Here is a 13,083-nt window from a genome sequence, read left to right on the forward strand (position 1 = left end):
CCGACTGGGACCTTACTCGTCGACGTCCCACCGCCTCCCGCGCAGCGGCACGACGGGCCCCGGCCGCGTCGCGACGGCAGCGCACGGACCGCCGGGCGCCCCCGCCGTGGCAACGGCGGCACGCGTATCGCTACGGCAGCACGCGCATCCCGACGGCGGCACGCGCATCGCGACGGCGGCACGCGAACCGCCGGGCGCCCCCGCCGTCGCAGGGGCGGCACGCGAACCACCGCGCGGTCATCGAGTCCTCGTCCGCGCTTCAGAGCGGCTTCATCCGGGGCTCGCGCCGCCACGGAATCGTGCGGGGGGTGAGCGAGGGAAGCCCGGCCCCGGGGCCGGACCGGAACCAGCGGCGGCGGACCACGCCGGCGGTCGGCATCCGCTGCCACCGGCACGAGGGGATGGTGGTCGCCAACCACCAGCGCGTCCGTGGCCTCGCCTGGCTGGCGGCCGCCTGGGAGCCGGCCCTGGCCGACGGCCGTATCCTCACCGCCCCGGCTGAGCTGCCCGATCTGCGGCCCGGCGAGACCGCGGCCGTGCCGCTGGGGTTCCCGCTGCCGGCGGACGGCGGTGAGGCCTGGCTGACGCTGCGCGTGACGGCGGCCGAGAAGCAGCCGTGGGCGCCGCCCGGCAGCGCGGTGTGCGCCCCGCGGATCCGGCTCCGGGCGGACACGGACACCCCACGGCCCGCCGGAGACCTCGGGTCCGCCGAGCCCGGCCGCCGGGGGACCCGGACCGCCGTCGCCCCCGGCCGTACCGGTTCACACCTTGCCGCCGAAGAAGACCCGCACCTCCCGGATGAGGCCGTCCCGCACGGTGACGGCCTCGACGTTGCGGTACCGGCCGCCGGAGGCCGGCTCGTACTCGTAGTGGACGAGGACCAGTTCCTCGTCCACGGCGACGAGGTGCAGGACCCGCTGTTCGGTGAAGCGGCCGGCGGTCGGGAAGCAGCGCTCGAAGAAGGCCGCCCTGTCGATGTGCTCGTCCTGGGGACTGGTGAAGGTGAAGTCGTCGGCGTAGAGGGGAAGGGCCGCCTCGCGGTCCTGTGACCGGTAGTGGCGGATGGCCGCCTCGACGACGCCGGCCGGAGAGCCGTTCATACGCTGTCCTCGGTCGGAGGGGGTGACCGTACCCCCGCCACGATACGACCGGGCCCGGGCCCCGGCGCGGTCGGCGCCGGTACGGGCGGCTTCAGTCCCTGAACTTCCGTTCGCCGTATGGACTTTGCTTGTTTCAAGTCTTGACGGCCGCGCGAGCGGGGAGCACATTGGCCGCACCGTGAGAGCGCTCTCAGACTTCCATGGGAGCGCTCTCACGATCCCCGCGTCCCTCCCGTACCGAGAGGCTCCCCATGAGCGCAACCTCCGGCATGCCCAGACCCCGCCCCCTGCGGCGCGCACTCGTCGCCGTCGCCGCCACGCTCGGCCTGGCGGCGGCCGCCGCCACGGCCGCCACCGTACCCGCGGACGCCTCCGCGCCCGCCCCTCCCTCGGGCTGGACCCAGGTCTTCGCGGACGACTTCGACGGCCCGGCCGGCTCCGGCGTCGACACCGCCGACTGGCAGTACGACACCGGTACGTCGTATCCCGGCGGCGCCGCCAACTGGGGCACCGGCGAGGTCGAGACGATGACGTCCGGCACCGGCAACGTCTCGCTGGACGGGAACGGCAACCTGCTCATCACCCCGCGCCGCGACGCGTCCGGCAACTGGACCTCGGGCCGGATCGAGACCAGGCGCACCGACTTCCAGCCCCCGGCCGGCGGGAAGCTGCGCGTCCAGGCGCGGATCCAGATGCCCAACGTCACCGGCGGCGCCGCCAAGGGCTACTGGCCGGCGTTCTGGATGCTCGGCGCCCCGTTCCGCGGCAACTACTGGAACTGGCCGGGCGTCGGCGAGCTGGACATCATGGAGAACGTCCAGGGCCTGAACACCGACTGGGCCACCCTGCACTGCGGCACCAGCCCGGGCGGCCCGTGCAACGAGACCTCCGGCATCGGCGGCAACACCACCTGCACCGGGAGCACCTGTCAGGCCGGCTTCCACACCTACGCGATGGAGTGGGACCGCTCGACCGGCACCGAGGAGATCCGCTTCTACCTGGACGGGGTCAACTTCCACACCGTCAGGGCGAACCAGGTCGACGCGACGACGTGGGCGAACGCGACGAACCACGGCTACTTCATCATCTTCGACGTCGCGATGGGCGGCGGCTTCCCGGCCGCGTTCGGCGGCGGCCCCGACGGCGGGACCGAGCCGGGCCACCCGATGACCGTGGACTACGTACAGGTCCTGCAGACCTCCGGCGGCGGCACCACTCCCCCGCCGTCCGGCAACCGGGACGCCTACAGCGCCATCCAGGCCGAGTCCTACGACAGCCAGTCCGGGACCGGCACCGAGACCACCACGGACACCGGCGGCGGGCAGGACATCGGGTACCTCGCGAACGGTGACTGGGCGCTGTACAAGGGCGTGAACTTCGGCTCGACGGCGGCGAGGCAGTTCTACGCCCGGGTCGCCAGCGGCGCGGCGAACGGGGTCAGCGGACTGGTGGAGGTGCGCCTGGACAGCCGGGGCAACGCGCCCGTCGGCAGCTTCGCCGTCGGTGACACCGGGGGCTGGCAGTCCTGGCGGACGGTCCCCGCCAACGTCGGCGCGATCACCGGCACCCACGACGTCTACCTCACCTTCACCAGCGGCCAGCCGGCCGACTTCGTGAACGTGAACTGGTTCGACTTCGGACACTGAGCCCGGACCGGGCGACGCCGGCGGCCGGCCCGACGGGGCCGTCCGCGCCCCCCTGCCCCCCCCACCACTCGACGGCGGGGCCGCCCCCAGGGGCGCGGGGAACTGCGCGACCGGCCAGGACGGCGCCGCACCGGCACCGCGACCGCACCCCGCGCCCCGCACCCCGCACCCCGCACCCCGCACCCCGCACCGGCGGTCTGACGGCGCGTCGGCCGGGCCGGTCAGCGCAGTTCCGCCCGGAAGGCCACCGGGGACCGGCCGGTGTGCAGATGGAAGAACTTGGAGAAGTTCGCCGCGTCGGGAAAGCCCACGGCCGCCCCGACGCGGCCGATCGTCAGGTCCGTATGGGCGAGGAGGCGTTTGGCCTCCAGGACGACGCGTCTGTCGATGAAGCCCTTCGGTGTCCCGCCGGTGGCCGCGCGGACGGCGCGGACCAGGGTGCGGCGGGAGTAGCCGAGGGCGTCGGCGTAGGCGCTGACGCTGTGGTTGGTGGCGAAGCCCCGCTCGACGGCGTCCCGGTAGCGGGTGAAGGTGCTGTCGGTCTGCTGCCGCGAGGCCGGTGCCGAACTGGCGGCGAGATGGGCGAGGCGCAGCAGGAACGCGGTCAGCGTGTGCCTGAGCACGGCCGTGTGCAGGGTGAGCGGGAGCGTGGCGGTGTCCTCGTACTCGCGCCGGAGCTGGTCGAGGGCCGCCTGGAGCGCGGTGAGCCGGTCCGGGCCGGGGCGCAGCAGGGGCGGCAGGTCGTAGCGGTACAGGCCGGTCGCCTCGACGGTGGAGCGGGGCAGGAAGCCGGGCTGCATGGTCAGGACGGTTCCGCGGTACACGGAGTCCCGGGAGAAACGGTGGACCTGTCCGGGGCGGATCCACAGCAGGTCGCCGGCGGTGGCCTCGTACTCGGCGAAGTCGATCATGTGCCGCACGGGGCCGCCGGTGAAGAGCATGACCACGTGGAAGTCGATGCGGTGGACGCGGTGCAGCGGGGCGTCGGCGTGCCAGGTGCGGTCGCCGCCCATGGGGCCGATCTGCATGCCGACGCCGCCGACGGCCAGTTCGGCCGGGAAGGGGAAGGTTCTGATCCTGTCGCGGTCCGCGTTCCCGTCGCCGCCGGAGTCACCGGTGCCGGTCCCGGCGTCCGCTCCGGTGCCGGTTCGGGTGGCGCCGGTGGCGTCGTCCGCGGCGCCACCGGCGGCTCGCTGCGTTCTGTCGGTCATGTCCTTTTCGTGCCGCCCCTGTCGCGTGATCGCTGTCCCAGATTCACCACAGGCTGACACACCCCGACCTTTCCTTGAAAAAGTCAGACTTTTAAGTTTGAACGCGTCAGGCCAGCCAACCGCACTGAACGAGGACTTCTTGAAGATGACTCCGAGGACTTCCGACGGCTTCGAGTGGACCGACCTCGACCGGCGCGCTGTGGACACTGCCCGACTTCTGGCGGCCGACGCGGTGCAGAAGGTGGGCAACGGACACCCGGGCACGGCGATGAGCCTGGCGCCTGTCGCGTACACGATCTTTCAGAAGGTGATGCGACACGACCCGGCGGACCCCGAGTGGGCCGGCCGTGACCGTTTCGTCCTCTCCCCCGGACACACCTCGCTGACCCTCTACACGCAGCTCTACCTCGCCGGGTACGAGCTGGAGCTGGACGATCTGAGGGCCTTCCGCACGCACGGCTCGAAGACGCCGGGCCACCCCGAGTACGGGCACACCGCGGGCGTGGAGACCACCACCGGCCCCCTCGGCCAGGGCGCCGCCAACGCCGTCGGCATGGCCATGGCCGCCCGTTACGAGCGCGGCCTGTTCGACCCGGACGCCCCCGCGGGCACCTCCCCGTTCGACCACACGATCTGGGCGATCGTCTCCGACGGCGACCTGGAGGAGGGCGTCTCCGCCGAGGCGTCCTCGCTGGCCGGCCACCAGAAGCTCGGCAACCTGGTCTTTCTCTACGACGACAACCACATCTCCATCGAGGGCGACACCGCGACCGCCTTCTCCGAGGACGTGCTGAAGCGGTACGAGGCGTACGGCTGGCACACCCGGCGCGTCGAGCCCACCGCCGACGGCGACGTCGACGTCCCCGCCCTGTACGCGGCGCTGAAGGCCGCCCGGGCCGAGACCGGGCGTCCCTCGCTCATCGCGCTGCGCACGGTCATCGCGTGGCCCGCCCCGAACGCGCGGAACACCGAGGCCTCCCACGGCTCCGCGCTCGGCGAGGCGGAGATCGCCGCCACCAAGCGCCTCCTCGGCTTCGACCCGGAGCAGACCTTCGAGGTCGCCGACGACGTCCTGGCCCACACCCGCGGGGCCCTGGACCGGGGCGCCGAGGCCCACGCGGCCTGGGACAAGCGGATCGCCGAGTGGCGCGCGGACCGGCCGGAGCGCGCCGAGCTGTTCGATCGCGTCAGCAGGGGCGAGCTGCCCGAGGGCTGGCAGGACGCGCTGCCCGTCTTCGAGGAGGGCGGGCCGGTCGCCACCCGTGCCGCCTCCGGCAAGGTGCTGCAGGCGCTCGGCCCGGTGATCCCCGAGCTGTGGGGCGGCTCCGCCGACCTCGCCGGCTCCAACAACACCACCATCGACGGGTCCGCCTCCTTCCTGCCGGAGGGCAACCCGCTGCCCGGGGCCGACCCGTACGGCCGTACCGTCCACTTCGGCATCCGCGAGTTCTCCATGGCCGCGGAGATGAACGGCATCGCCCTGCACGGCAACACCCGGATCTACGGCGGCACCTTCCTGGTGTTCTCCGACTACATGCGCAACGCCGTGCGGATGTCGGCCCTGATGCAGCTGCCGGTGACGTACGTGTGGACGCACGACTCCATCGGCCTCGGCGAGGACGGTCCCACTCACCAGCCGGTCGAGCACCTGGCCTCGCTGCGCGCGATCCCGGGCCTGAACGTCGTCCGCCCGGCGGACGCCAACGAGACCGCGATCGCCTGGGCCGAGATCCTGAAGAGGCACGCCACGCACCCCGCCCCCCACGGGCTCGCGCTGACCCGCCAGGGCGTGCCGGTGTACGCGCCGAACGAGGACGCGGCCAAGGGCGGCTACGTACTGCGCGAGTCGTCGACGGAGGTCCCGGAGGTGGTCATCATCGCGACGGGCTCCGAGGTGCGGCTGGCCGTGGCCGCGCGGGAGCGGCTGGAGGCCGAGGGCATCGGCACGCGCGTGGTGTCGATGCCGTCCGTGGAGTGGTTCGAGGAGCAGCCCCGCGCGTACCGCGAGCGGGTGCTGCCGCCGGCCGTGCGGGCCCGGGTCGCCGTCGAGGCCGGCATCGGCCTGACCTGGTACCGGTACGTGGGCGACGCCGGACGCGTCGTCTCGCTCGAACACTTCGGCGCCTCCGCCGACGCCCAGACCCTGTTCGCCGAGTTCGGCTTCACCCCCGAGAACGTCGCCGCGGCGGCCCGCGACTCGCTCGCCGCCGCCCGCGCCTGACACCCGACGCACCACCGACGCACGATACCGACGCAAGAGGAAAGACTGATCACTGTGACCGAAGCAATCGCGACCCCGGGAGCCCTCAAGCGCCTCGCCGACGAGGGCGTGTCGATCTGGCTCGACGACCTGTCGCGCGGGCGGATCACCTCGGGCGGCCTCGCCGAGCTGGTGGCGAGCGGAACCGCCGTCGGTGTCACGACGAACCCGTCCATCTTCCAGGCCGCCATAGGCTCCGGGGAGGGCTACGAGGAGCAGCTGGCCGACCTCGCCGTACGCGGTGTCACGGTCGACGAGGCCGTACGGATGATGACGACCGCCGACGTGCGCGACGCCGCGGACATCCTGCGCCCCGTGTACGACACCACGGGCGGCCGCGACGGCCGGGTCTCCATCGAGGTCGACCCGCGCCTGGCGCACGACACCAAGGCCACCGTCGCCGAGGCCAGGCAGCTGGCCTGGCTGGTGGACCGGCCGAACGTGATGATCAAGATCCCGGCGACCAGGGCGGGCCTCCCGGCGATCACCGAGGTCATCGGCCTCGGCATCAGCGTCAACGTGACCCTGGTCTTCTCCCTGGACCGCTACCGCGAGGTCATGGCCGCCTACCTGGCCGGCCTGGAGAAGGCCCGCGAGCGCGGCGTCGACCTCTCCACCGTCCACTCGGTGGCCTCCTTCTTCGTCTCCCGGGTGGACTCCGAGATCGACAAGCGGCTGACCGCCCTCGGCACCGACGAGGCCCTCGCCCTCAAGGGCCGCGCGGCCCTCGCCAACGCCCGCCTCGCTTACGAGGCGTACGAGGAGGTCTTCGCCTCCGGCCGCTGGCAGGCGCTGGCCGGGGACGAGGCGAACGAGCAGCGCCCGCTATGGGCGTCCACCGGGGTGAAGGATCCCGCGTACAAGGACACCCTGTACGTGGACGAGCTGGTCGCGCCCGGCACCGTCAACACCATGCCGGAGGGCACCCTGAACGCCGTCGCCGACCACGGCGAGATCACCGGCGACACCGTGACCGGCGGCTACCCGCAAGCCCGCGCCGACCTGGCCGCCGTCGAGCGGCTCGGCATCTCCTACGACGAGGTCGTCCAGCAGTTGGAGGACGAGGGCGTCGCCAAGTTCGAGGCGGCCTGGCAGGACCTGCTGGACGCCGTCGCCACGTCCCTGAAGAGCAAGGGAGTTGACGCCTGATGACCGAGAACGCCCCCGCCCAGGCACCCGCACCCGAGGTGGTGCGGGTCCCGGTGGCCCCGGCCGCCGACTGGGTGAACCCGCTGCGGGACACCCGCGACCGCCGGCTGCCCCGCATCGCCGGGCCCTCGGGCCTGGTCATCTTCGGGGTGACCGGTGACCTGTCCCGCAAGAAGCTGATGCCGGCCGTCTACGACCTGGCCAACCGGGGTCTGCTGCCGCCGGGCTTCTCCCTCGTCGGGTTCGCTCGCCGGGACTGGGAGGACCAGGACTTCGCGCAGGTCGTGCACGACGCGGTGCGCGAGCACTCCCGCACCCCGTTCCGCGAGGAGGTGTGGCAGCAGCTCGCCGAGGGCATGCGGTTCATCCCCGGCGACTTCGACGACGACACCGCCTTCAAACAGCTGAAGGACGCCGTCGACGAGCTGGACGCCTCCCGCGGCACCGGCGGCAACTTCGCCTTCTACCTCTCGGTGCCGCCGAAGTTCTTCCCCAAGGTCGTGCAGCAGCTGAAGAAGCACGGCCTGGCGAGCCCACCGGAGGGCTCCTGGCGGCGCGCGGTCATCGAGAAGCCGTTCGGGCACGACCTGGACAGCGCGCGCGAGCTGAACGCGATCGTGCACGAGGTGTTCGAGCCGGACCAGGTGTTCCGCATCGACCACTACCTCGGCAAGGAGACCGTCCAGAACATCCTGGCGCTGCGCTTCGCCAACCAGATGTACGAGCCGATCTGGAACCGGTCGTACGTCGACCACGTGCAGATCACCATGGCCGAGGACATCGGCATCGGCGGCCGGGCCGGCTACTACGACGGCATCGGCGCCGCCCGTGACGTCATCCAGAACCACCTGCTCCAGCTCATGGCCCTCACCGCCATGGAGGAGCCCATCGCGTTCGACGCGGAGGCGCTGCTCACCGAGAAGCTGAAGGTGCTGAAGTCGGTCCGGCTGCCGCACGACCTGGGCCAGAGCACCGTGCTCGGGCAGTACTCGGAGGGCTGGCAGGGCGGCGAGAAGGTCGTCGGCTATCTGGAGGAGGACGGCATCGACCCCAAGTCGAAGACCGACACCTTCGCCGCGATCAAGCTGGGCATCGACAACCGCCGCTGGGCGGGCATCCCGTTCTACCTGCGCGCCGGCAAGCGGCTCGGCCGCCGGGTCACCGAGATCGCGGTGGTCTTCAAGCGGGCCCCGCACTCACCGTTCGACTCCACCGCCACCGAGGAACTGGGCCAGAACGCGATCGTCATCCGCGTCCAGCCGGACGAGGGCATGACCGTGCGGTTCGGGTCGAAGGTGCCGGGCACCTCGATGGAGATCCGGGACGTGTCCATGGACTTCGCCTACGGCGAGTCGTTCACCGAGTCGAGCCCGGAGGCGTACGAGCGGCTCATCCTGGACGTACTGCTCGGCGACGCCAACCTGTTCCCCCGTCACCAGGAAGTGGAAGAGTCCTGGAAGATCCTCGACCCGATCGAGGAGTACTGGGCGGCGCACGGCAGGCCGGCGCAGTACGCGTCGGGCAGCTGGGGACCGAGGGAAGCCGACGAGATGCTCGCACGAGACGGACGGAGCTGGCGCAGGCCATGAAGATCGACCTGACCGACACCACGGCAAGCAAGATCAACAAGGCGCTGGTGCGGGGCCGCCGCGCCATCGGCACCCCGGCCGTGGGCATGGTCCTGACGATGATCATCGTCACGGACGAGGAGAACGCCTACGACTCGATCAAGGCCGCCGAGGACGCCTCGCGCGAGCACCCCTCGCGGACCCTGGTCGTCATCAAGCGGCACGCCCGCACCCTGCGCGACCGCACCCACTCGCGGCTGGACGCCGAGGTACGGGTCGGCTCCGAGGCCGGCACCGGCGAGACGGTCGTGCTGCGCACCTACGGCGAGGTCTCCGACCACGCCGACTCGGTCGTCCTGCCGCTGCTGCTGCCGGACGCCCCGGTGGTCGTGTGGTGGCCGGTGGACGCCCCCGAGACCCCCTCCAAGGACCCCCTGGGCGCGCTCGCCCAGCGCCGGATCACCGACCTGTACGCCGTCGAGCGGCCCCTGGAGGTCCTCGACACCCGCGCCCGCAACTACGCGCCCGGCGACACCGACCTCGCCTGGACCCGGCTGACGCTGTGGCGTTCGATGCTGGCCGCGGCCCTGGACCAGGCCCGCGCGCAGGTGACCTCGGCGGCCGTCGAGGCCGAGGCCGACAACCCCAGCGCCGAGCTCCTCGCGCGCTGGCTGGAGGCCCGTCTGAACGTCCCGGTGGAGCGGGTGCACAGCGCCGGCCCGTTCGTGACGGCCGTGCGCCTCGGCACCGCGAACGGCGAGGTCGTCGTCGACCGGCCCGAGGGCCCGCTCGCCACGCTGACCCTGCCCGGCCAGCCGCCGCGCACCCTCGCCCTGAAGGTCCGCCCCACCTCCGAACTCATCGCCGAGGAGCTGCGCCGCCTCGACGCCGACGAGATGTACGCCATCGCCCTCCAGGGCGAGGCCCCCAAGGAGAACGCCTGAGATGGCCCAGTTCCCGAAGCTCACCGACCGGCCCGAGTGGGCGGCCCTCGCCGACCACCGCGACCGGGGAAGGCCGCACCTGCGCGAGCTGTTCGCCAAGGACCCCGGGCGCGCCGAACGGTACGTCGTGCGGGTCGGCGACCTGCACATCGACTACAGCAAGCAGCTGGTCACCGACGAGACGCTGGCCCTGCTCCGGCAACTCGCCGCCGCCACCGGCGTGTCCGCCCTGCGGGACGCCATGTTCCGCGGCGAGAGGATCAACGTCACCGAGAAGCGGGCGGTCCTGCACACCGCGCTGCGCGCCCCGCGGGACGCGGTGGTCGAGGTCGACGGCGAGAACGTCGTGCCGAAGGTGCACGCGGTGCTGGACCAGATGGCCGGCTTCGCCGAGCGGGTCCGCTCGGGCGAGTGGACCGGCCACACCGGCAAGCGGATCCGCAACGTCGTCAACGTCGGCATCGGCGGCTCCGACCTGGGCCCCGCGATGGCCTACGAGGCCCTGCGCCCCTTCACCGCACGAGACCTGACGTTCCGCTTCGTGTCGAACGTGGACGGCGCCGACCTGCACGAGGCCACCCGGGACCTGGACCCGGCGGAGACCCTGTTCATCGTGGCGTCCAAGACGTTCACCACGATCGAGACGATCACCAACGCGACCTCGGCCCGGTCCTGGCTGCTGAAGGCGTTCGACGGCGACCACAAGGCGGTGGCCAGGCACTTCGTGGCGCTGTCCACGAACGCGGAGAAGGTCACCGAGTTCGGCATCGACCCGGACAACATGTTCGCGTTCTGGGACTGGGTCGGCGGCCGGTACTCGTACGACTCCGCGATCGGCCTGTCCCTGATGATCGCCATCGGCCCGGACCGCTTCCGGGAGATGCTCGACGGCTTCCGGCTGGTCGACGACCACTTCCGCACCGCGCCCGCCGAGGCCAACGCGCCCCTGCTGCTGGGCCTGCTGGGCATCTGGTACGACAACTTCCTGGACGCCCAGACCCACGCGGTGCTGCCGTACTCCCACTATCTGTCGAAGTTCACCGCGTACCTCCAGCAGCTGGACATGGAGTCCAACGGCAAGTCGGTGCAGCGGGACGGCAATCCGGTGGAGTGGCAGACCGGACCGGTGGTGTGGGGCACGCCCGGCACCAACGGCCAGCACGCCTACTACCAGTTGATTCACCAGGGCACCAAGCTGATCCCGGCGGACTTCATCGGCTTCGCCCGCCCGGTCGCCGAGCTGAGCGGGGAACTCAAGGCCCAGCACGACCTGTTGATGGCCAACTTCTTCGCCCAGACCCAGGCGCTCGCCTTCGGCAAGACGGCGGAGGAGGTCCGAGCGGAGGGCGTGCCCGAGGAGCAGGTGGCGCACCGCACCTTCCACGGCGACCACCCCACGACCACGATCCTCGCCACGGAGCTGACGCCGTCCGTCCTCGGCCAGCTGGTCGCCCTCTACGAGCACAAGGTGTTCGTGCAGGGCGCGGTGTGGAACATCGACTCCTTCGACCAGTGGGGCGTGGAGCTCGGCAAGGTCCTCGCCAAGCGCGTCGAACCGGCCCTCACCGAGGGGGCGGACGTGCCCGGTCTGGACCCGTCCACCACGGCCCTCGTCGCCGCCTACCGCACTCTCAAGAACGCATCGGAGAACTGATCATGCAGCTCGGTCTCATCGGTCTCGGCAAGATGGGCGGCAACATGCGCGAGCGGATCCGCCGCGCCGGCCACACCGTCATCGGCTACGACCGCAACCCGGAGGTCTCCGACGTCAAGAGCCTCGCCGAACTGGTCGAGAAGCTGGACGCGCCCCGCCAGGTGTGGGTGATGGTCCCGGCCGGTACGGCCACGCAGGGGGTCATCGACGAGCTCAAGGACCTGCTGTCCGAGGGCGACACGGTGATCGACGGCGGCAACTCCCGCTGGACGGACGACGAGAAGCACGCCGCCGAACTCGGCATCAAGGGCATCGGCTTCGTCGATGCCGGTGTCTCCGGCGGCGTGTGGGGCCTGCAGAACGGCTACGCGCTCATGGTCGGCGGCGACAAGGAGCACGTGGACCGGCTCCGTCCCGTCTTCGAGGCGCTCAAGCCGGAGGGCCCGTACGGCTACGTGCACGCGGGCCGGGTCGGCGCGGGGCACTTCTCGAAGATGGTCCACAACGGCATCGAGTACGCCATGATGCAGGCGTACGCCGAGGGCTGGGAACTGCTGGAGAAGGTCAAGTCCGTGGACAACGTCCGCGAGGTGTTCCGCTCCTGGCAGGAGGGCACCGTCATCCGGTCCTGGCTGCTCGACCTCGCGGTCAACGCGCTGGACGACGACGAGCACCTGGAGAAGCTGCGCGGTTACGCGGAGGACTCCGGCGAGGGCCGCTGGACCGTGGAGGCGGCCATCGACAACGCGGTGCCGCTGCCCGCGATCACCGCCTCCCTCTTCGCGCGGTTCGCCTCCCGCCAGGACGACTCGCCGCAGATGAAGATGGTCGCCGCGCTGCGCAACCAGTTCGGCGGCCACGCGGTCGAGAAGAAGGGCTGACCCGCCGTGGGGGACCTCCTGCTGGTCCGCCACGGTGAGACGGAGTGGAGCAGGTCGGGACAGCACACCAGCTGGACCGACCTGCCCCTGACCGGGAACGGCGAGGAACAGGCCAAGTCCCTCGCCCCGCTCCTCACCGGCCGGACCTACGCCCTCGCCCTGGCCAGCCCGCTCGGCCGCGCGCTGCGCACCGCCGAACTGGCGGGCATACCCGGGGTCGTGCCCGATCCCGACCTGCACGAGTGGGACTACGGCGGCTACGAGGGCATCACCACCGTCGAGATCCATCGCACCCGGCCGGACTGGGACCTGTGGACCGACGGCGTGCCGCCCGGCCCCGAGGGGCACCCGGGCGAGTCACCGCGGCAGACCGGCGCCCGCGCGGACCGGGTCCTGGCCCGCGTCGACGCGGCCCTCACCGAGGACGCGGGCGACGTGATCCTCGTCGCCCACGCCCACTTCCTGCGGGTCCTCACCGCCCGCCGCCTGGGCCTGCCGCCCGCCGAGGGCCGGCTGTTCCAGCTGGCCACGGGCACCATGAGCCGGCTGTCCATGGAACACGGCCGCCCGGTGATCGCGGAGTGGAACGTCCGGCCCTAGGGTTCCCCGGGCCGACGCCCGGCACGATCGGCGGGACACCTCCCGCGGCGCGTTGCCGGGGCCCGCGCAG

At 72.0% G+C, this 13,083-nt stretch carries 10 protein-coding genes and 1 pseudogene; 9 read left to right on the top strand and 2 right to left on the bottom strand.

The genetic code is table 11. The annotated features are described in order from the left end of the window. Window positions 1–401: 401 nt before the first annotated feature. Window positions 402–641: pseudogene (locus FHS34_RS44200) on the top strand (DUF4981 domain-containing protein); the annotation flags it as partial. Between the two features lie 120 nt (window positions 642–761). Here the strand turns inward: FHS34_RS44200 and FHS34_RS25105 are convergent. After that, window positions 762–1,100 carry a nuclear transport factor 2 family protein gene (locus tag FHS34_RS25105; RefSeq protein WP_184969261.1) on the bottom strand — a complete coding sequence of 113 codons (339 nt, stop codon included), beginning with the start codon at window positions 1,098–1,100 and terminating at the stop codon, window positions 762–764. Between the two features lie 251 nt (window positions 1,101–1,351). On the opposite strand from FHS34_RS25105, the gene FHS34_RS25110 reads away from it, so the two are divergent. Continuing rightward, window positions 1,352–2,746, top strand: coding sequence for a glycoside hydrolase family 16 protein (locus FHS34_RS25110; protein ID WP_184969263.1), 1,395 nt, complete (start codon window positions 1,352–1,354; stop codon window positions 2,744–2,746). A 221-nt stretch (window positions 2,747–2,967) separates the two neighbouring features. Here the strand turns inward: FHS34_RS25110 and FHS34_RS25115 are convergent, their stop codons facing one another. Continuing rightward, window positions 2,968–3,957 (bottom strand): helix-turn-helix domain-containing protein, encoded by a 990-nt coding sequence (locus FHS34_RS25115; protein ID WP_184969266.1) that lies wholly within the window; start codon window positions 3,955–3,957, stop codon window positions 2,968–2,970. Window positions 3,958–4,102: 145 nt separating this feature from the next. Between FHS34_RS25115 and tkt the strand changes: the two genes are divergently transcribed. From tkt to FHS34_RS25150, 7 genes are read left to right on the top strand one after another with little or no spacing between them, the layout of a single operon-like run. Further along, window positions 4,103–6,178 (top strand): transketolase, encoded by a 2,076-nt coding sequence (gene tkt, locus FHS34_RS25120; protein ID WP_184969268.1) that lies wholly within the window; start codon window positions 4,103–4,105, stop codon window positions 6,176–6,178. 45 nt (window positions 6,179–6,223) lie between these two features. Further along, complete coding sequence (tal, locus tag FHS34_RS25125; RefSeq protein WP_184969634.1) at window positions 6,224–7,366, top strand: transaldolase; 1,143 nt, start codon at window positions 6,224–6,226, stop codon at window positions 7,364–7,366. After that, window positions 7,366–8,955: a glucose-6-phosphate dehydrogenase gene (gene zwf / locus FHS34_RS25130; RefSeq protein WP_184969270.1), complete on the top strand. Its 1,590-nt coding sequence runs from the start codon at window positions 7,366–7,368 to the stop codon at window positions 8,953–8,955. The genes tal and zwf overlap by 1 nt, the downstream gene beginning before the upstream one ends. After that, window positions 8,952–9,878 (top strand): glucose-6-phosphate dehydrogenase assembly protein OpcA, encoded by a 927-nt coding sequence (opcA, locus tag FHS34_RS25135; protein ID WP_184969272.1) that lies wholly within the window; start codon window positions 8,952–8,954, stop codon window positions 9,876–9,878. Before zwf ends, opcA begins: the two co-directional genes overlap by 4 nt. A gap of 1 nt (window position 9,879) precedes the next feature. Further along, on the top strand, window positions 9,880–11,532 hold the full coding sequence (gene pgi, locus FHS34_RS25140; RefSeq protein WP_184969274.1) for a glucose-6-phosphate isomerase: 1,653 nt from the start codon (window positions 9,880–9,882) through the stop codon (window positions 11,530–11,532). A 2-nt stretch (window positions 11,533–11,534) separates the two neighbouring features. Next, the gene (gene gnd / locus FHS34_RS25145; RefSeq protein ID WP_184969276.1) at window positions 11,535–12,413 is read left to right on the top strand and encodes a phosphogluconate dehydrogenase (NAD(+)-dependent, decarboxylating); all 879 of its coding nucleotides are present in this window, start codon (window positions 11,535–11,537) and stop codon (window positions 12,411–12,413) included. A gap of 6 nt (window positions 12,414–12,419) precedes the next feature. Beyond that, window positions 12,420–13,013: a histidine phosphatase family protein gene (locus tag FHS34_RS25150; protein WP_184969278.1), complete on the top strand. Its 594-nt coding sequence runs from the start codon at window positions 12,420–12,422 to the stop codon at window positions 13,011–13,013. The last annotated feature ends 70 nt before the right edge of the window (window positions 13,014–13,083 follow it).

This window comes from Streptomyces echinatus (assembly GCF_014203595.1).
Taxonomy (GTDB): domain Bacteria; phylum Actinomycetota; class Actinomycetes; order Streptomycetales; family Streptomycetaceae; genus Streptomyces; species Streptomyces echinatus.